Consider the following 17397-nt stretch of genomic DNA (forward strand, 5'->3'; position numbering starts at 1 on the left):
TCGGCGCTCGATCACTCAGGCGAGTGGCTATCGTGCAAAGGCCGATTATGCTTGAAGTGACTTGCCGCGATTCGGGGCCGATGCCTCGTCGTGCTTCGCGCAGCCTGTAATGCCTTTTTGGCCTGGGTGCGTGCTTTGGCTACCTGATGGAGCACTCCGGTCTACCACAACCAGACGGAGGCGACCCATGGCGGTCCTTGACAGCGCATCCACGGGCAGTAGCGCGCCCCAACGTGGCATTTCCCGGGAGGAGCGCAAGGTCATCTTCGCCTCTTCGCTGGGCACCGTGTTCGAATGGTACGACTTCTACCTGTACGGCTCGCTGGCGGCAATCATCGCCAAGCACTTTTTCGCCGGGGTCAACGAAACCACTTCGTTCATCTTTGCCTTGCTGGCTTTCGCCGCCGGCTTTGCCGTGCGGCCGTTCGGCGCCATCGTGTTCGGCCGCCTGGGCGACATGATCGGGCGCAAGCACACCTTCCTCATCACCATCGTGATCATGGGCGTGTCCACCGCAGTGGTCGGGTTGCTGCCCAGCTATGCGACGATCGGCGTGGCCGCGCCGGTGATCCTCATCACCCTGCGGCTGTTGCAGGGGCTGGCATTGGGCGGGGAGTACGGCGGCGCTGCCACCTATGTGGCCGAGCATGCGCCCAAGGGCAAGCGCGGGTTCTTCACCGCGTGGATCCAGACCACCGCCACCCTCGGGCTGTTCCTGTCGCTGCTGGTGATTTTGGCCTGTCGTACGGCCATGGGCACCGAGGCGTTCGAGGACTGGGGCTGGCGGATACCATTCCTGCTGTCGATCCTGCTGCTGGCAATCTCGGTGTACATCCGCCTGCAACTCAACGAGTCGCCGGTGTTCATGAAGATGAAGGCCGAGGGCAAGGCGTCGAAGGCGCCGCTGACCGAATCGTTCGCCCGTTGGGACAACCTCAAGGTGGTGATCATGGCGCTGCTCGGTGGCACCGCCGGCCAGGCGGTGGTGTGGTACACCGGGCAGTTCTACGCGCTGTTCTTCCTGCTGCAGACACTGAAGATCGACCCGCAGACCGCCAACCTGCTGATCGCCGGTTCCCTGCTGATCGGCACGCCGTTCTTCATCGTCTTCGGCAGTCTGTCCGACCGTATCGGGCGCAAGAAGATCATCATGGCCGGTTGCATCATTGCCGCGTTGACCTACTTCCCGATCTTCAAGGCGCTGACCGAGTACGGCAACCCGGATGTGTTCGTCGCCCAGGAGCAGAACCCGGTCGTGGTGGTGGCCGACCCCGGGCAGTGCGCCTTCCAGTTCGACCCGGTGGGCAAGGCCCGGTTCACCAGTTCCTGCGACATCGCCAAGAGCCTGCTGGCCAAGCGGGCGATCCCGTACGAGAACGAAAAGGCCGAGCCTGGCAGCGTGGCGCAGATCCGTATCGGCGAGCGGGTGATCCCGAGTTTCGAGGGGACCGGTCTGGCCGCAGCTGAACTGAAGACTCAGGCCGACGCCTTCACCGCCACGCTGACCGGCGCCCTGAAAGAGGCCGGTTATCCCGAGAAGGCGGACCCTGCGAAGATCCATTACCCGATGGTGTTGCTGCTGCTGACCATCCTGGTGATCTACGTGACCATGGTCTATGGGCCGATCGCCGCCTGGCTGGTGGAGCTGTTCCCGGCGCGGATCCGCTACACCTCGATGTCGCTGCCGTATCACATCGGCAACGGCTGGTTCGGTGGTTTTCTGCCAACGGTGGCCTTCGCCATGGTGGCGGCGACCGGGGACATCTACTACGGGCTGTGGTATCCGATCGTCATTGCGGTGATGACCGCGGTGTTGGGCATCTTCTTCCTGCCTGAGACCAAGGACCGGGATATCCATCACACCTGAAGGATGAAGGTCCGCTCCTGCAGAAGTCGCCCGATTCACGCCCTCGCTGCAGGAGCGGCCCCGGTCAGTCGAAGTAACCGCGCAAGCTATACCGGTAGCCGACATCCACCTCCGAGGCCTGTGGGCGCGCATAGGCCTTTTTCATGACGAATTCGAACGCCGGTTCGTACAAACCGTCGCGCACCACGGCGCCCGCGAGCACTTCCACCGAATACCAGCCGTTGTCCAGTTCAATGATCGGCCGCCCCGGCTCCTGGTAGCGCGCCAGCAGATCGCCCAGGGTCTTGTTGGTGAAGTGCTGCAGGATGCGCCAGGTGAAGAGCATCACGGCGCCGTGTTCGACCCTTAGCACATGGCCCGGGCGACGATGCTTGAGGCGGCTGCCGGGCTCGAGCAGTGCCGGGGTGCATTCGTCGAGGGTAAACAGGATGCGGTAGGGCAGGTTGTCGATGCCGGCCAGCGGCAGGATCACACCTTGCTGCACCGCCAGGTCGCCACTGTCGCCGCGGGTGAAGGCGCGCGCCAGGTCGTCGGGCAGGTCTTGGTCTTCCTTGAACTGTTCGAGCAGCTGGATATCGCCCAGCAGGAAATAGTCGACCAGGTCGTTGAGCACTTCGCTGAATTCGTAGCGCATGGGGTGTCCTTGGTTCTTACTGCGCCGGGGGAAGTCAGCAATGTAGCAGCCCCAGCGAGGGGCGCCATCACTCGCGATGGCGACACTTCAGACTGGCTTCAGATTCGCCCTCGATACTGCCTCCACTGAAATGAGCGGGGGCCCGTCATGACCGAGCTGAATTGGAACACCCTGTTTCCCGTGGCCATTGGCTGCCATGCGCAACACCAGGCCCGACTTCTGCTGCATGGGCCGGGTACGCCAGGTCGACTCGAACTGGAGCGGTTCATTCACGCGCGCTTCGCCTGTGTGCATCACGCTGACGTGCATCATTACCTGCCCGAACTGCTGGGGCTGCATGATCGCCATGACCGGCTGATCGCCGCCGCCGGCTTACGCCTGGCCGGCAGTGCGCCGTTGTTCCTGGAGCGCTACCTCGATGTGCCGCTGGAAAGCGCCGTGGCGAACGTGGCGGCGGGGCCGGTCACCCGAGAGCAGCTGGTGGAAGTGGGCAACCTGGCGGCGCTCAGTGCCGGCAGCGCGCGGATCATGATAGTCGCGGTGACCTGGCTGCTGGCGGCACGCGGCCTGCAGTGGGTGGCATTCACTGGCGCGGCGACCTTGCTCAACAGTTTTCGCCGACTGGGGCTGGAGCCCACGGTCGTGGCGCAGGCGGCTGCCCACCGTCTGGGCGAGGAGTCCGGCAGTTGGGGCAGTTACTACGCACAGCAACCCCAGGTATTCGTCGGCAATATCGGGCTAGGCCACGCGGCACTGGCCCGTGCGGGCGTGTTCGAACGGCTGGGCCTGCCGGTGGCGAAGCAGGAGAGCGGTCATGCCGCATGACATCGAGGCGTTCTTCGAAACGCTGCAGGTCCATGCCCGCCACCGTGGCGAGCAACCGGCGCTGCTGGGCAGTGATGAACGTTTCAGCTATGCGCAGTTGCTGGGTGAGGTTCGCCAGCGGGTGCACTGGCTGCGCGAACAACCTGCCGGCACCTTCGCCCTGGCAGTGGATAACGGCCCGCAAGCCCTGCTGTGGGACCTTGCCGCGTTACTGGCCGAGCGCCCGATCCTGCTGCTGCCGGGCTTTTTCAGCGCGGCCCAGCGGCGCCACTGCCTGACGCAGGGTGGCGTGTCACTGGTGCTGGCCGACAGCGCGCTGGCCGATGAGCTGCAAGCCTGTGGTTTCACTCGCGGCACGCGGTTCTGGCACCGTGACCCGCTTGCGTCACCGCGACTGCCGCACGGCACCGCCAAGATCACCTACACCTCCGGCAGTACCGGTGCGCCCAAGGGCGTTTGCCTGGGAGCTGCGTCGATGCTGCAGGTCGCCCGCGAGCTGGAAACGGCCAGCCGTGAGGCGGCGCCGGGCAAGTACCTGGCCGTGCTGCCGCTGGCGGTGTTGCTGGAAAACCTGGGGGTGTACGCGGCGCTTCTGGCCGGCGCCGTGGTCATGCTCTATCCGCAGGCGCAACTGGGCATCCGCGGCGCCAGCCAAGTGGACTTCGCGCGTCTGCTCGGGGCGATCGCCCTGAGCGGCGCAGAGAGCCTGATCCTGGTCCCGCAGCTTTTGCTGGGGCTGGTCACGGCCATCGAGCGCGGGGCCATGCGTGTCGGTCCGTTGCGTTTTGTCGCCGTGGGCGGTGCCCGGGTGGCCGCCAGCCTGCTGGCGCGTGCTGCCGCCGTGGGCCTGCCGGTGTACGAAGGCTACGGCTTGTCCGAGTGCGCATCGGTAGTGTGCCTGAACCGCCCCGGGGCGCTGCGCCCGGGCAGTGCCGGCCGGCCGTTGCCCCATGTGCAGGTGCGCATTGCCGAGGACGGCGAGGTGCTGGTGGCCGGCTCGACCTTGCTCGGTTACCTCGGCGAGCCTGTGTTCGACGGTCAGTGGTGGCCGACCGGCGACCTCGGCCAGCTTGATCGCGACGGCTACCTGCACCTGGCCGGGCGCAAGAAGCACCAGTTCATCACCAGCTTCGGGCGTAACGTCAACCCTGAATGGGTCGAGGCCGAGCTGACCCAGGGAGGGGTCATCGCCCAGGCCTTCGTGCACGGCGAGGGCCTGCCGGGCAACCTGGCGTTGCTCTGGCCGCTGGACTCGCAGGCCAGCGACGAACAGATCGAGCGCGCGGTTCGCCAGTGCAACGATGGCCTGCCGGACTATGCCCGGGTACATGCCTGGCGACGCTTGTCTGAGCCGTTGAATGCCGAGGCGGGGACCCTCACGCCCAATGGCCGCCCACGCCGCGAGGCGATCCTGCTGCATTACCAGTCCCTGTTGTCCGTTCTTCAACAAGCATGAGGTTCGCCATGTCCTTTTTCGAAAACCTGCAAGCACAGACCGCCCGCGAGCGCGAAGCGCTGTTCGGTGTCCCGGTGATCCGCGATGCCCTGGGTGGGGTGGTGAGCGTGGAGGGTTATGTGGCCTTCCTGGCCCAGGCCTACCACCATGTGCGCCATACCGTTCCGTTGATGATGGCCTGTGGCGCCCGTCTGCCGTCGCGTCTGGAGTGGCTGCGTGGCGCCGTGTGTGAATACATTGACGAGGAATACGGTCACGAACGCTGGATCCTCAACGACATCGCCGCCTGTGGCGGTGACCCGGACAAGGTCCGCGACGGTCGTCCTGCGTTGTCGATCGAGCTGATGGTCGCCTTCCTCTACGACCTGATCGCCCGGGGCAACCCGGTGGGGCTGTTCGGCATGGTCAATGTGCTCGAGGGTACCAGTATCGCCCTGGCCACCCAGGCCGCCGGCAGGATACAGGGTAGCCTGGGGCTCCCGGACGAAGCGTTCAGCTACCTCAATTCCCATGGCGCCCTCGACCAGGAGCATATGGTGACTTACCGCAGCCTGATGGATCGCCTGGACGACAGTGGCGATCAGCAGGCGGTGATCCATGCCGCCAAGGTGGTGTACCGCCTGTACAGCGAAATGTTCCAGCACCTGCCACGGGCAGGCCAGAGCGAGGTGCGGCATGCGCTTGCCTGATTGCGTGGTGGTGCTGACCGGGGCCAGTGGCGGGATCGGCCTGGAGCTGGCCGAGCAGCTATGTGTCGCCGGCGCACGGGTGCTGGCCGTGAGCCGGCACCTGGGCCAGCTGGCGCAGTTGATGAACCGTTTTCCGCAACAATTGCGTTGGCAAGCGGCCGACCTGCGCTGCGCCCAGAGTCGCCAGGACGTGCTGGCAGCCGCGCGGTCCATGGGGGGCGTCAACGTGCTGATCAACGCCGCCGGGATCAATCGCTTCGCCTTGCTCGACCAGCTTGACGAGGCGGCGCTCGACGAGCTGCTGGATATCAACCTCAAGGCCGCGCTGCAACTGACCCGTGCCTGCCTGCCGCTGCTACGCGATCAGCCTAGGGCTCTGGTGGTCAACGTCGGCTCCACCTATGGCTCGATCGGCTACCCCGGCTATGCCGTCTACTGCGCCAGCAAGTTCGCCCTGCGCGGCTTTTCCGAAGCGCTGCGCCGCGAACTGGCCGACACCCCGGTGAATGTGCTGTACGCCGCGCCACGGGCAACGCGTACGGCGATGAACAGCAATGCCGCCACGGCGCTCAACCAGGCGCTGAAGGTGGGCGTGGACCAGCCGCGGGATGTGGCCCGCGCGGTGCTCGACGCGGTCCAGGCCGAGCGCAGCGAGTTGTACCTGGGCTGGCCGGAAAAACTCTTCGTGCGCTTGAACGGCATGCTGCCCGGGCTGGTTGATCGTGCCCTGCGCAAGCAACTGCCGCTGATTCGCCGCTTTAGCGCCCATCCGGGCAAGGAGTCAGGCAAATGAAACGTCTGCTATTGGCCAGTGTGCTGGCCTTTTCGCCCTTTGTCTGGGCCCTCGACCAGGCCGGCAACCAACGCCTGAGCGAGGTGCAACAGCGCTGGGCGCAGATTCAGTACCAACTGCCCGAAGGGCAGCGCGCCAAAGCCTTCGAGGCGCTGGCCGTGGACGCGGCGGGGTTTGTCCGTCAGTACCCGGGCTTGGCGGAGCCGTTGATCTGGGAGGGTATCGTCAACAGCAGCTGGGCCGGTGCCACCGGCGGGCTCGGCGCGCTGGGCAAAGTCAAGGCCGCCCGTGCCAGCCTGGAGAAGGCGCTGGCGCTGGACCCCAAGGCCCTGCAAGGGTCGGCCTACACCAGCCTGGGGGCGTTGTACGACCGGGTACCGGGCTGGCCCCTGGGGTTCGGCGACCAGGACAAGGCCGAAGCGATGCTGCGCCAGGCCCTGGCGATCAACCCCGATGGTATCGACAGCAACTACTTCTGGGCCGACCACCTGTACCGGCAGAACCGTTATGGTGAAGCCCGCACTGCCCTGGACAAGGCCCTGCGCGCCGCGCCGCGGCCAGGCCGCGCGCTGGCAGACCAGGGCCGGCGCGGGGAAATCGATGCTTTACTCAAGGCCATCGAAGACAAACAGGACTGAGCATGCGCCTGCTACTGGTTGAGGATGACGCCGCGTTGGGCGAGGGGATCTGCGATGGCCTGCGCCTGGAGGGCTACACCCTGGACTGGCTGCAGGATGGCCAGAGTGCGTTGCACGCGCTGAGCGTCGAGACCTTCGACGTGCTGGTGCTGGACCTGGGGTTGCCGCGCCTGGATGGCCTGGCGCTGTTGCGGTGCCTGCGCGCCGCGGAAAACGCCATGCCGGTGCTGATCCTCACCGCGCGCGATGGGCTGGAGGATCGTATCGCCGGGCTCGATGCCGGTGCCGACGATTACCTGGTAAAACCCTTCGACCTCAACGAACTCAAGGCCCGCCTGCGCGCTCTGCTACGGCGCAGCGCAGGGCGCGCCCGGGTGCTGATCGAGCATGCCGGCGTGAGCCTCGATCCGGCGACCCAGCAGGTGCGCTACAACGGTCAGCCGGTAGTACTCACGCCCAAGGAGTACCTGTTGCTGCACGAGCTGCTTGCCCAGCCGGGCAAGGTCTTCACCCGCGAGCGCCTGACCCAGTTGCTCTACGGCTGGGACGAGGAGCCTGAGAGCAACACCCTTGAAGTCAACATCTACCAGTTGCGCAAGAAGCTGTTCAACGGCTTGATCCGCACGGTGCGCGGTATCGGCTACCTGGTGGAGGGGCGCGCATGAGTTCGTTGCGCCAGCGCACGCTGTGGCGGGTCATGCTGTTGCTGCTGCTCGGCAGCGGTCTGTTGGCGCTGTACAACTACCACGACAGCCGCCATGAAATCACCGAAGTATACGATGCCCATCTGGCGCAGAACGCTCGCCTGCTGCAGGGGGTGATGAGCCTGCCGGTGCAGGAACAGAACCGTCAGGCGCTGTACCAGGCATTCGACGAGGCGCTGAGCAAGGCGGGGCGGCACCGGGTCGGCCACCCTTACGAAAGCAAACTGGCCTTCCAGGTGTGGGACGACCGCGCTACCTTGCTGGTGCGTACCCCCAGCGCGCCCGCATTCGCGGTGCCACCGAGCACGCCGGGGTTTTCCGACATGCTGGTGCAGGGCCAGCGATGGCGTGGTTTTGTGCTGCCGGTGGCGGAGAAGCACTGGCTGATCTGGGTGGGGGAACGCAACGATGTGCGCTACGACCTGATTGACAGGATCGTGCGTCACACCTTGATGCCGTTTCTGCTCGGCAGCCTGGCATTGGCGCTGCTGGTCTGGGTGGCCATCGGCTGGGGGCTGCAGCCGTTGCAGAACATGGCCCAGGTGATCCGTGGCCGTCACGCCGAGTCCCTGGACCCCCTGCAGCTGGTGCCGTTGCCCAAAGAGCTCGAGCCAATGCAGGCGGCGATCAATCGGCTGCTGGCGCAGATCGAGCAATTGCTGCGCCGAGAGCACCGTTTCATTGCCGATGCCGCCCACGAGATGCGCACGCCGCTGGCGATCCTGCGCCTGCACGCGCAGAACGCCCAGGCCGCCACCGGCGAGGCGGAGCGCAACAAGGCACTGGGGTATCTGATTGGCGGTGTCGACCGCCTGACCCGGGTGGTCAACCAGCTGCTGACCCTGGCCCGCCTGGAACCCCGCCTGGCGCAGCGCAACTGGACCCAAGTCGACCTCGCTGTGTTGGTCACCGAGACCCTGGCGGAGCTGACCCCGTGGATACTCGAACGTGGTCAGGAACCCTCCCTGGAGATCGCCGAAGGGGTTGACTACCGGTTGTACAGCGATGCCGGCGCCCTGGGCATTGCCCTGCAGAACCTGGTGACCAACGCGGTGGACCATTCTCCCTCTGGGGGGCGGGTGCGGGTGGGCCTGCGCCGCGAGGAGCAGGCATTGGTGCTGGAAGTGCAGGACGAAGGCCCTGGTATCGAGCCGGCCGACCTGGAGCGGGTATTCGAGCGTTTCTACAGCAAGGACGCGCCCAATGGCGCCGGTCTGGGATTGTCGATCGTGAGCACCGTCATCAAGCGCCTGGACGGTAGCGTGCAATTGCACAATGCCTCGCCGCGTGGGTTGTGCGCCACCCTGCGGTTGCCGGCGGCGCAGGCCTGATCAGTGACGCTGGGCGATCTGGATCAGGTTGCCGCAGGTGTCATCGAAGACCGCCACGGTGACCGGGCCCATGTCGGTGGGTGGCTGGGTGAATTGCACGTTCGCCTTGCACAGGCGCTCGTATTCGGCATGGATATCGCGCACCCCGAACGAGGTGGCAGGGATGCCGTCCTGCTTGAGCGCCGCCTTGTAGGCCTTCGCCGCAGGATGGGCATCGGGCTCGAGTAGCAACTCGACGCCATTGGGATCATTGGGGGAGGTGAGGGTTAGCCAGCGGTACTTCCCCATGGGGATGTCGTGCCTGGGCTCGAAGCCCAGGACATGATGGTAGAAGGCATGGGCCTTGGCCTGGTCGTCGACGAGGATGCTGGTGACTACGATCTTCATCAGACTAGCTCCGTTGTTTCCTCTCTCTAGCAAAGCACATCCCTGGCCATCTGTTGTTCAGGATGTGTTCAAACAGTGCGTTCGAAGATGGGGCGGTGAAATCGAGAGTTCCTGTTCGTTCTAGACGCAGTGCAATTGTCATTGGGTGTTTGTATCGATGCGTATCCGCAAAACCGAATGACCAGCGGACAGACGGCACAAATGCCTAATGCGAAAGTGATATCAGATCGCTTGCACGGTGGTAACGCCGATCTATGCTCAGGACATTCCGTGAGCACAGGAGGCCCGGTCCATGTTCGAGTACCATCGCAAGTCCGACTTGATCGAGATTCAGCGCAGCCGGCAGGCCTTGGCGGGCATGGAGGCGAAGCTGGCAGCGATCAGCCGTTCCATGGCGATGATCGAGTTCGCGCCGGATGGCACGATCCTCGAGGCGAACGAGAACTTCTGCAAGACCATGGGCTACAGCGCCGACGAGATCCGCGGCAAGCACCACCGGCTGTTCTGCGACCCGGCCTACGCCAAGAGTGCCGAGTACCAGCAGCTATGGCGCGAGCTCGGCGAGGGCAAGGCTATCAGCGGTACGTTCGAACGCCTGGACAAGGCGGGCCGTGAGGTGTGGCTGGAGGCCAGCTACATGCCGGTGATCGATGAACGCCAGCAGGTGACCAGCGTGATCAAGGTGGCCTCCGACATCACCCGCCACGTGATCGAGGAGCACGAGAGCGAAAGCCTGCTCAAGGCAATCGGCCGTTCAATGGCGGTGATCGAGTTCACCCCGGCCGGGCGCGTGATCAAGGCCAACCAGAATTTCCTCGATACCATGGGCTATCGCCTTGAGGAGGTGGTGGGGCGCCATCACGGGCTGTTCTGCCTGCCGCACGAGCGCGAGTCGGCCCAGTACCGCGACTTCTGGGCCTCGCTCAACCGTGGCGAGTACCACTCCCATCGCTTTGAACGGGTCAACAAGCAAGGCCAGACCGTGTACCTCGAGGCGTCCTACAACCCCATCTTCGACAACAAGGGCCGCCTGTACAAAGTGGTGAAGTTCGCCAGCGACATTACCCGCCAGGTCAGCACCCAGCAGACTGCCGCCGACGCTGCCCATGCCAGCTCGGTGCAGACCGACGCCTGCGCGCGCAAGGGGACCCAGGTGGTGCAGCAGGCGGTCGAGGTGATCGAGCAGATCTCTTGCGAACTCAACGACGCCGCCCGCACCATCGACGCGGTGAGCAAACAGTCCGAGGTGATCGGGCAGATCGTCCTGACCATCCGCGGCATCGCCGACCAGACCAACCTGCTGGCGCTCAATGCTGCCATCGAGGCGGCCCGGGCCGGCGAGCATGGCCGTGGCTTCGCCGTGGTCGCCGACGAGGTGCGCAACCTGGCGGCGCGGACCAGCAAGGCGACCCTGGAGATCGTCGAAGTGGTGCGGCAGAACCATGACCTGTCATTGACCGCGGTGGCCAGCATGCAGTCGAGCCTGACCCGCACCGGCCTGGGCGTGGAACTGGCCAACGAGGCCGGTACGGTGATCATGGAGATCCAGCAGGGTTCGCGGCACGTGGTGGACGCCATCAGCCAGATCAATTCGACCCTTCAATTGCACTGAGGCTTTGGCGCAGTTCGAGCTCCAGGGTGTGCAGGCTCGACCGTAGCTGGGCGAGCCGTTGCTCAACCGGCTGGCCCAGGGCTATGGCCTGCTCCAGCGCTTCGCAATCCTGCCTCACGCCCCTGACCTTGAGCATCCGCGCGCCGCCCTTGACTCGATGGACCACCGGGGCGAGGGCTTCGACTGGCGGGTTGGCGCCCAGTGCATGCAACGCCTGGAGGTCTTCGGCGCTGCTTTGCGCCAGTTGCTCCAGCAGGCGCTTGACCAGCCGATCGTCGTCCTGGGTGAGATGGCGCAGTTGCGCCAGGTCGAAGCCGCTGGCACGGGGCGCCTCGGCGGCCAGCGGCAGGCAGGCCTTGAGTGCCTGCAGGCCGATCGGCTTGAACAGGCACTCATCCATGCCGTTGTCCAGGCAGCGCTGGCGTTCCTCGGCCTGGGCGTTGGCCGTCACGCCGATGATTCGAACCGCGGGCAGGTTTTCATCGTGCTCCCGTGCACGAATCTGGCGGGCCAACTCATGGCCGTCCATGACCGGCATGCTGCAGTCGGTGATGACCACATCGAAATGGCCGTCCAGCCAGAGCGACAGCGCGGCCTTGCCCTGATCGGCGAGGGTCACCTGATGACCCAGGGAACGCAGTTGCTTGTCGAGCAGCAGCAGGTTGGCGGGGTAGTCATCGACGATCAGGACTTGCAGCGGGCCTGCACCGGCTTCGATCAAGGCCTTGCCGGCAAGCTCGGTGGCAGGAGGCTCGCTGCCCGGCAGGCTCAGATGCACTTCGACCTGGGTGCCCAGGCCCTCGATGCTGTTCAGGTTCAGCTCGCCCCCCATCAGTTCGCACAGCTCGCGACTGATCACCAGGCCCAGGCCCGCACCCTGGCGTGCCTGCCGGCCATCGACCTGGGAAAAACTGGTAAACAGGCGTGCCTGGTCAATGCTGCTGATACCCACGCCGCTGTCCTTGATTTGCAGCGTGACCCTATGCAGGCCGGCATCGCTCGGGGCGACCGCCAGCGACACGTCGATCTGGCCCTGATCGGTGAACTTGATCGCATTGCTCAGCAGGTTCGACAACACCTGTTTGAAACGCAGCGGATCGACCAGCAGCCACGTGGGCGAGCCGGGCAGCAGCGCACCCAGCGCAAGCCCTTTGAGGCGTGCGTTGCCTTCGAAAACCCGCAGGGTCGCACGGATCAGCTCGACCAGATCGCAAGCCACTGGTTGCAGCGTCATGTGGCCGGACTCGATGCGGGAGATGTCGAGGACATCGCCAATCAGGTCGAGCAGGCCGATCGCCGAGCCGTGGGCCGCCTCCAGCGCCTGGCTGTCGCTATGGCCGTGCTGGCTGTCCTCCAGGGCCATCTCGAGCAGGCCGATGACTGCGTTCATCGGTGTGCGGATTTCGTGGCTCATGACTGCCAGGAAGGTGCTTTTCGCCCGACTGGCCTGCTCGGCATCGTCCTTGGCCTGGCGCAACTGTTCGAGCAAACCGCGGCTGAGCGCCAGTTGTTCCTGCAGGGCGCGTTGGGCCTCGCTACGCTGGTGGATCAGCTTGCGCAGGTAGGTGTTCCAGAACGCCACGCCGGCCAGCAGCAGGGCGGCCAGCACCAGTACTTGCAGTGCCAGGGTGCGGTAGTTGCGCCAGGGGCTGTCGCTGACCGCGGTGTTGGTTCGCCACCGATTGACCAGTTGCTCCAGCTCGTCGGGAGGGATGCTCAGCAAGGCCTTGTCGAGGATCGCCTGCAATTGCGGCTGAGCGGGGCCTGCGGCGAAGGTCGCCAGGGCCGGCTCGTCACCGTGCAGGCCGGCAATGCGCAGGCGGTGCTTGAACACCTGGTTGATGAAATAGCTGGCATTGATGTGCGAGCCAAGGGCGACATCGGCATCGCCGTTGGCCACGGCCTCCATCAGTTGCAGGGGGTTCTCCACCTCGACGGCCCGCAAATTGCCGTACTGCCGTTCGAGGCCTTCGCGCAAGGGTGAACCCCTCAGCAAGGCCACCCGTAGCCCTTGCAGCGGTTGCTTCGGATCGAGGGGCGCTGCATCCCGGCGGACCACCATCACCCGCGGGCTGATCATGTAGGGGCGGGTGTAGCGCAGGCGTTGGGCGCGGTGCTCGCCGTAACCGATGGCGCCGATCATGTCCGCCTTGCCCTGGGCGACCTGCTCGACCATGTCCTCGAACGACTCCGACTCGACCACCTTGAAGCGCAGGCCGGTGCTCAGGCCGATACGCTCCAGCAGGTTCAGGGCGATACCCCGAGGTTGCTGCTGGGCGTCGGTGAAGCTCAGGGGCGCCAGGGTGGTGTTGATCATCACGGTGATCTGCCGGTGTTGCGCGATCCAGTCGCGCTCCTCTTGAGTCAGGGCATCGAGGCGACGGTCAAGCAGCAGGCTGGTGCCGCCGCCAGCCCAGCGGCGCAGGATGTTCAGCCGTTCGCTGTCGGCGATGCGCCCCAGGGCCAGGTCGACCAGTTGCAGCAGGCGCTGGTTGTCCTGGGTCATGGCAAAGGCAAAGCTGCTGGCCGGGGCCTTGACGAAATGATCGACCTTGACCGTTTCCTGGAAACCTTTGGCAATTGCATAGTCGGTACTGATGGCGTCACCCAGGTAGGCGTCGGCCTGACCTAGGGCCACGGCGGCGACTCCGGCGAGGGTAGAGCGATAGAGGTTCAGCTGGACGCCGGGATAGAGGCGGCGCACCGCCTGCATGGGCAGGTAATGATCCACCATGGCCAGGCGCAGGCCGGCCAGATCGTCACCGTCGCGCAGGGGCTGGTCCTTGCGCGATACGATGACTGGCAGGTCATCGGCATAGGGCAGGCTGAGAGCCAGCTGTGCGTCGTTGGCCTCGAAGGCGTTGGAGCTGCCCAGCAGGTCGATTTCGCCAGCGCGCAGCGCATCCAGGGCCTGCTCGCGGCTTTGATAGCGACGCACCTCGACCGGCACGCCCAACTGCTCGCTGATCAGGCCGGCGTAGTCCGCGCTCAGGCCTTCGTAGTCGGACTGGCTGTTGTTGATGTCGAAGGGGGGGTAGTCGGGGCGCGAGCTGCCCAGCACCAGGCCTCCGCGCTCAGCAAGCCACTGTCGGTCGGCTGCCGCCAGCGTCAAGGGAGGCGCCGCGCTCAGGGCGCGGGCCAGCAGATGGCGAGTTTCGCTGTGCGGCTCACCCTGTACGGGCAAAGACGCCAGCATGGCCAGCAGCAGGCATAGCAGGGCGCCCTTGATCATGATTCAGGCGACGTTATTGCGTTTGGCCAGGTCGACCATTTCCACCAACGACTCGACCTTGAGCTTTTCCATGATACGGCCGCGGTAGGTGCTGATGGTCTTGGCGCTGAGGTTCATCTGCTCGCCGATCAGTTTGTTGCTCTGGCCGGCGCTGAGCCGGCGCAGCACTTCCATTTCACGGTTGGAAAGCAGTGCCAGGCGTTCGGTCTCGCTTTCCAGGGTATTGCTGTTGACCGCCATCTGCGGAAAGGTCGAGTAACCCTTGACCAGTGCCTTGAGGGCGAAGACCAGGGCATCGAGATCCTCGTCCTTGTTGACGAAGGCCGAGATGCCGGCGTCCATGCAGCGGCGCACGTAGAGGTCGGCGGGCTGGCCGGTCAGGGCCATGATCCGTGGGGGCGGGTCGATCAGCTTGAGGCGCTTGATCACTTCCATGCCGTCGAGGTCGGGCAGGCCGATGTCGAGGATAACCACATCGGCCTTGGTCTGCTCGGCCAGGCGGGCGGCCTCTTTGCCTTTGCCGGTTTCACCCACGACGGTGAAGCGTTCGCGTTCAAGCAGCATGCGTACGGCGAGTCGCACAATGTGGTGGTCATCGACCAACAGCACGGATGTCATTCAGGTCACTCCTGTCAAAGTGCAGCCCGCTTCCTGCGTTGAATTTCAGGCGCGGGCCGCGGACTTGCTGGGCAGCGCGCACCTTACGGACATTCAGGACCCTTGGTAATAGGCGAGTATAGGTGTGTTGAAAATCCCGCACCAAGCTGTAGAAAATTCCTACAAACAAGGTTTGGGTACAAGCGCTCAGCCGCAGGGGGCGTGCGGCTTGAGCACTCGCTGGGTGGAGGCGGGGTTGTTGCCCAGTACCTTGCCCACTCGAGTGGGGCGCATCACCAGTTGGCCGCCGCAGTTCGGGCAGCGGTCATGGAAATGCCGCTCGTTACAGGCACGACAGAAGGTGCACTCGAACGAACAGATCAGCGCATCCGGACTTTCGGGAGGGAGGTCGGTGTTACAGCATTCGCAGTTGGGACGCAGGTCGAGCATGGGCAGGGTTTCCATCCAGTTGGAAGGCCCAGTGTGCGCCGCCCACGCCCACTCGGCAATCGCTTCACGGGCCGGGGCGGTAGAGATGGGCGTGACCGGCGCGGTACAGGGCCGAGTCGGCGAACGGGGCATCGCCCAGGACATGACCGACGAGGATCAGCGCGGTACGCCGGAAGCCCTTGGCTGCCAGGCGCTCGACGATGTCCGCCAGGGTGCCCTTGACCCAATCCTGGTCTGGCCAGGTGGCACGATGGACCACGGCGATGGGGCAGTCGGCGCCATAGTGGGGCAGCAGTTGCTCGACGATTCGCGGCAGGTGGCGTACACCCAGGTGGATGGCCAGGGTGCTGCCATGGCGGGCCAGATCGGCCAGCTGTTCACCGGCCGGCATCGGCGAGTTGTCGCCGTAGCGGGTGAGGATCACCGTCTGCGCCACGTCCGGCAGTGTCAGCTCGCAACCCAGCAGCGCGGCGCTGGCGGCAGTGGCGGTGACTCCGGGGATGATCTGGTAATCGATGCCCGACTCACGCAGGTGGCGGATCTGTTCGCCGATGGCGCCGTACAGGCTAGGGTCGCCGCTGTGCACGCGGGCCACGTCCTGGCCGTTGGCATGGGCCTGGCGCATGGCCTCGATGATCTGCTCCAGGTGCAGCTCGGCGCTGTTGATGACGGTGTGCGCCTGATGCCCCTCGAGCACTGCAGCTGGAACCAGCGAGCCTGCGTAGATGATTACCGGGCACTGACGGACAAGGCGCTGGCCCTTGACCGTGATCAGCTCGGGATCGCCGGGGCCGGCACCGATGAAATAGACCGTCATGGAGGTTCCTTGCAGGTAAAGAGGCGGATTATCCGCCGATGGCCAGGGCCAGGGTAGCGCCGCCGAGCGCTTGCCTTGGCACATGCAGGCGCGGCGCAACGCCGGTGCGGCCGGCCAGGGCCAGGGCTGCGCTTTCGGCGACACCCCAGCAGCCAGTCTGGGCGTACACCGTTGTCGAGCGCTGGCTGAGCAGCGCTTCGAAGGTCGACAAGTGGCTGCTGTCGAAGCAGATGAACGGCAACCCGAGCCGCTCGGCCAGTGCCAGCAGGCCGGGCTCGCGCGCCTTGGGTTCGATGCTGGCGATTGCCTTCAGCGCCGACAGGGGCAGGGCGTGGTTGGTCAGGGTCTGGCGCAGCAGCACCGCGAGCGTTTCGACTGGACAGCCACGGCGGCAACCAAAGCCGGCATACAACGCCGGCTGGGGAACAAGGTCGCGCATCAGTGCTGGCTGGAGCGGCGGAACAACCAGGCGCTGAGCAGGCCCAGGGCCAACCAGAACGCGGCGTTGGTCAGCCACGAAGCGATCTTGAACTGGGTCTCCAGCGCCTCGGGGGCCAGGCTTTCATGAACCGCTGGCTGTGGCGCGCCGATCAGGTGCGGGATCACCAGCAGGGCGACGCCGAGCACCTTGAACAGCCAGTGCTGGGCGAACACCAGCAACGCCAGGCCGGCGGCGGTGGCGGCGGCGGTGCCGATCCACCAGGTCTGGCGCTGGCCGAGGTCGGCGGCGGCGGTGCCAGGCAGTTCCGGTGGCAGGCCCAGGGTCGGCGCCAGGCAGAACACGGCGAAGCCCGCCAGGCCCCACAGTGCGCCGGTGGCCACGCGGCCCGGGGCGCGCAGGCTGTACAGTGCGGCGAGGATCAGGGCGAAGCCGACGGCGACCACGAGGTTGCCGCCCGTGGTGGACAGGATACGTTGCCAGCCATCTTCGGGCGCCCAGGCCTCGGCGCTGTGCTCATGGGGCGCTGCGGCCTCGCCATGTTCATGCTGTTCGACGGCGGGGGCGGCGGTTTCATAGGTTTCCGCCTGGAGAATCAACGGGGCGACCCAGAAGCTTTGCAGGAGGGTCAGCAGCAGGGCGGCGAGCAGGCCGCTGAAACCCGCGGTACGGGCGATGCGCGTGATCATGCGGGCGTACTCAGTGGCAAGGGAAGGCGGCGCTGTGGCGGGTGTCGTGGGCGGCGTTGTGCACCGCTTCGATGTGCGAGAAACCGGCGAAGTACACCAGGCACAGGCCCAGCAGGCTGGCGCCGATCGCGACGATCAGGCGCTGGCTGAGACTGACGGGGGTGGCGATACTGGGTTTGGCGTGGGTGATGGGCATGACGCGTTCCTCTGCTGCTTTTGTTGTGGCAACGGGCAGGC

Annotated in this window: 17 protein-coding genes and 2 pseudogenes; 10 read left to right on the forward strand and 9 right to left on the reverse strand. The window is 65.4% G+C overall.

What is annotated here, in order from left to right:
• The first annotated feature begins 187 nt into the window (after positions 1 to 187).
• Positions 188 to 1867, forward strand: coding sequence for an MFS transporter (locus tag DFS21_RS10955; RefSeq protein ID WP_110702207.1), 1680 nt, complete (start codon positions 188 to 190; stop codon positions 1865 to 1867).
• Between the two features lie 64 nt (positions 1868 to 1931).
• On the opposite strand, the gene DFS21_RS10960 is transcribed toward DFS21_RS10955, so the two are convergent.
• The gene (locus DFS21_RS10960; protein ID WP_111532303.1) at positions 1932 to 2501 is read right to left on the reverse strand and encodes a hypothetical protein; all 570 of its coding nucleotides are present in this window, start codon (positions 2499 to 2501) and stop codon (positions 1932 to 1934) included.
• A 147-nt stretch (positions 2502 to 2648) separates the two neighbouring features.
• Between DFS21_RS10960 and DFS21_RS10965 the strand changes: the two genes are divergently transcribed.
• The 7 genes from DFS21_RS10965 to DFS21_RS10995 are packed head-to-tail and all read left to right on the forward strand — an operon-like array spanning position 2649 to position 8937.
• Positions 2649 to 3326 carry a thermostable hemolysin gene (locus DFS21_RS10965; RefSeq protein ID WP_110702203.1) on the forward strand — a complete coding sequence of 226 codons (678 nt, stop codon included), beginning with the start codon at positions 2649 to 2651 and terminating at the stop codon, positions 3324 to 3326.
• Positions 3316 to 4782 carry an AMP-binding protein gene (locus DFS21_RS10970; RefSeq protein ID WP_111532304.1) on the forward strand — a complete coding sequence of 489 codons (1467 nt, stop codon included), beginning with the start codon at positions 3316 to 3318 and terminating at the stop codon, positions 4780 to 4782. The genes DFS21_RS10965 and DFS21_RS10970 overlap by 11 nt, the downstream gene beginning before the upstream one ends.
• 8 nt (positions 4783 to 4790) lie before the next feature.
• The gene (locus DFS21_RS10975) at positions 4791 to 5471 is read left to right on the forward strand and encodes a TenA family transcriptional regulator (protein ID WP_110702198.1); all 681 of its coding nucleotides are present in this window, start codon (positions 4791 to 4793) and stop codon (positions 5469 to 5471) included.
• Positions 5458 to 6264 (forward strand): SDR family oxidoreductase, encoded by an 807-nt coding sequence (locus tag DFS21_RS10980; protein ID WP_111532305.1) that lies wholly within the window; start codon positions 5458 to 5460, stop codon positions 6262 to 6264. Before DFS21_RS10975 ends, DFS21_RS10980 begins: the two co-directional genes overlap by 14 nt.
• Positions 6261 to 6902: a tetratricopeptide repeat protein gene (locus tag DFS21_RS10985; protein WP_111532306.1), complete on the forward strand. Its 642-nt coding sequence runs from the start codon at positions 6261 to 6263 to the stop codon at positions 6900 to 6902. The genes DFS21_RS10980 and DFS21_RS10985 overlap by 4 nt, the downstream gene beginning before the upstream one ends.
• Positions 6903 to 6904: 2 nt before the next feature.
• The gene (locus DFS21_RS10990) at positions 6905 to 7567 is read left to right on the forward strand and encodes a response regulator (protein WP_110702192.1); all 663 of its coding nucleotides are present in this window, start codon (positions 6905 to 6907) and stop codon (positions 7565 to 7567) included.
• Complete coding sequence (locus DFS21_RS10995) at positions 7564 to 8937, forward strand: sensor histidine kinase (protein ID WP_111532307.1); 1374 nt, start codon at positions 7564 to 7566, stop codon at positions 8935 to 8937. Before DFS21_RS10990 ends, DFS21_RS10995 begins: the two co-directional genes overlap by 4 nt.
• Here DFS21_RS10995 and DFS21_RS11000 read toward each other — a convergent pair whose 3' ends face one another.
• A complete protein-coding gene (locus DFS21_RS11000) occupies positions 8938 to 9324 on the reverse strand; it encodes a VOC family protein (protein WP_110702188.1) in 387 nt (128 codons plus the stop codon). It lies immediately after the preceding gene.
• A gap of 358 nt (positions 9325 to 9682) precedes the next feature.
• On the opposite strand from DFS21_RS11000, the pseudogene DFS21_RS27235 reads away from it, so the two are divergent.
• Positions 9683 to 10399 (forward strand): annotated as a pseudogene (locus tag DFS21_RS27235) (PAS domain-containing protein); the annotation flags it as partial.
• 117 nt (positions 10400 to 10516) lie between these two features.
• Positions 10517 to 10936 (forward strand): annotated as a pseudogene (locus DFS21_RS27240) (methyl-accepting chemotaxis protein); the annotation flags it as partial.
• On the opposite strand, the gene DFS21_RS11010 reads toward DFS21_RS27240, so the two are convergent.
• The 7 genes from DFS21_RS11010 to DFS21_RS11040 form a co-directional block, all read right to left on the reverse strand.
• Positions 10911 to 14165: a transporter substrate-binding domain-containing protein gene (locus DFS21_RS11010; protein ID WP_371926814.1), complete on the reverse strand. Its 3255-nt coding sequence runs from the start codon at positions 14163 to 14165 to the stop codon at positions 10911 to 10913. The pseudogene DFS21_RS27240 and the gene DFS21_RS11010 overlap by 26 nt on opposite strands.
• 6 nt (positions 14166 to 14171) lie before the next feature.
• Positions 14172 to 14786, reverse strand: a complete 615-nt coding sequence (locus DFS21_RS11015; RefSeq protein WP_028690792.1) for a response regulator transcription factor — start codon at positions 14784 to 14786, stop codon at positions 14172 to 14174.
• A gap of 186 nt (positions 14787 to 14972) precedes the next feature.
• The gene (locus tag DFS21_RS11020) at positions 14973 to 15215 is read right to left on the reverse strand and encodes a DUF1272 domain-containing protein (protein ID WP_110702181.1); all 243 of its coding nucleotides are present in this window, start codon (positions 15213 to 15215) and stop codon (positions 14973 to 14975) included.
• Positions 15216 to 15279: 64 nt separating this feature from the next.
• Positions 15280 to 16032, reverse strand: a complete 753-nt coding sequence (cobM, locus tag DFS21_RS11025) for a precorrin-4 C(11)-methyltransferase (RefSeq protein WP_110702179.1) — start codon at positions 16030 to 16032, stop codon at positions 15280 to 15282.
• Between the two features lie 28 nt (positions 16033 to 16060).
• Positions 16061 to 16471: a cobalamin biosynthesis protein gene (locus DFS21_RS11030; protein WP_110702177.1), complete on the reverse strand. Its 411-nt coding sequence runs from the start codon at positions 16469 to 16471 to the stop codon at positions 16061 to 16063.
• Positions 16471 to 17160: a CbtA family protein gene (locus tag DFS21_RS11035; protein ID WP_111532309.1), complete on the reverse strand. Its 690-nt coding sequence runs from the start codon at positions 17158 to 17160 to the stop codon at positions 16471 to 16473. Before DFS21_RS11035 ends, DFS21_RS11030 begins: the two co-directional genes overlap by 1 nt.
• A gap of 10 nt (positions 17161 to 17170) precedes the next feature.
• A complete protein-coding gene (locus tag DFS21_RS11040) occupies positions 17171 to 17356 on the reverse strand; it encodes a CbtB domain-containing protein (RefSeq protein WP_111532310.1) in 186 nt (61 codons plus the stop codon).
• Positions 17357 to 17397 lie beyond the last annotated feature (41 nt).

Source organism: Pseudomonas sp. 2848, from assembly GCF_003253945.1.
Lineage (GTDB): Bacteria > Pseudomonadota > Gammaproteobacteria > Pseudomonadales > Pseudomonadaceae > Aquipseudomonas.

Excerpts from the sequence above, each read along its gene's own strand:
- DFS21_RS11040 (WP_111532310.1), bottom strand. The coding sequence starts at position 17,356 with ATGCCCATCACCCACGCCAAACCCAGTATCGCCACCCCCGTCAGTCTC.
- DFS21_RS10975 (WP_110702198.1), top strand. The coding sequence starts at position 4,791 with ATGTCCTTTTTCGAAAACCTGCAAGCACAGACCGCCCGCGAGCGCGAA.
- DFS21_RS10995 (WP_111532307.1), top strand. The coding sequence starts at position 7,564 with ATGAGTTCGTTGCGCCAGCGCACGCTGTGGCGGGTCATGCTGTTGCTG.
- DFS21_RS10970 (WP_111532304.1), top strand. The coding sequence starts at position 3,316 with ATGCCGCATGACATCGAGGCGTTCTTCGAAACGCTGCAGGTCCATGCC.
- DFS21_RS11000 (WP_110702188.1), bottom strand. The coding sequence starts at position 9,324 with ATGAAGATCGTAGTCACCAGCATCCTCGTCGACGACCAGGCCAAGGCC.
- DFS21_RS10990 (WP_110702192.1), top strand. The coding sequence starts at position 6,905 with ATGCGCCTGCTACTGGTTGAGGATGACGCCGCGTTGGGCGAGGGGATC.
- DFS21_RS10965 (WP_110702203.1), top strand. The coding sequence starts at position 2,649 with ATGACCGAGCTGAATTGGAACACCCTGTTTCCCGTGGCCATTGGCTGC.
- DFS21_RS11030 (WP_110702177.1), bottom strand. The coding sequence starts at position 16,471 with ATGCGCGACCTTGTTCCCCAGCCGGCGTTGTATGCCGGCTTTGGTTGC.
- DFS21_RS10980 (WP_111532305.1), top strand. The coding sequence starts at position 5,458 with ATGCGCTTGCCTGATTGCGTGGTGGTGCTGACCGGGGCCAGTGGCGGG.
- DFS21_RS10985 (WP_111532306.1), top strand. The coding sequence starts at position 6,261 with ATGAAACGTCTGCTATTGGCCAGTGTGCTGGCCTTTTCGCCCTTTGTC.
- DFS21_RS11015 (WP_028690792.1), bottom strand. The coding sequence starts at position 14,786 with ATGACATCCGTGCTGTTGGTCGATGACCACCACATTGTGCGACTCGCC.
- DFS21_RS10955 (WP_110702207.1), top strand. The coding sequence starts at position 188 with ATGGCGGTCCTTGACAGCGCATCCACGGGCAGTAGCGCGCCCCAACGT.
- DFS21_RS11035 (WP_111532309.1), bottom strand. The coding sequence starts at position 17,160 with ATGATCACGCGCATCGCCCGTACCGCGGGTTTCAGCGGCCTGCTCGCC.
- cobM (WP_110702179.1), bottom strand. The coding sequence starts at position 16,032 with ATGACGGTCTATTTCATCGGTGCCGGCCCCGGCGATCCCGAGCTGATC.
- DFS21_RS10960 (WP_111532303.1), bottom strand. The coding sequence starts at position 2,501 with ATGCGCTACGAATTCAGCGAAGTGCTCAACGACCTGGTCGACTATTTC.
- DFS21_RS11020 (WP_110702181.1), bottom strand. The coding sequence starts at position 15,215 with ATGCTCGACCTGCGTCCCAACTGCGAATGCTGTAACACCGACCTCCCT.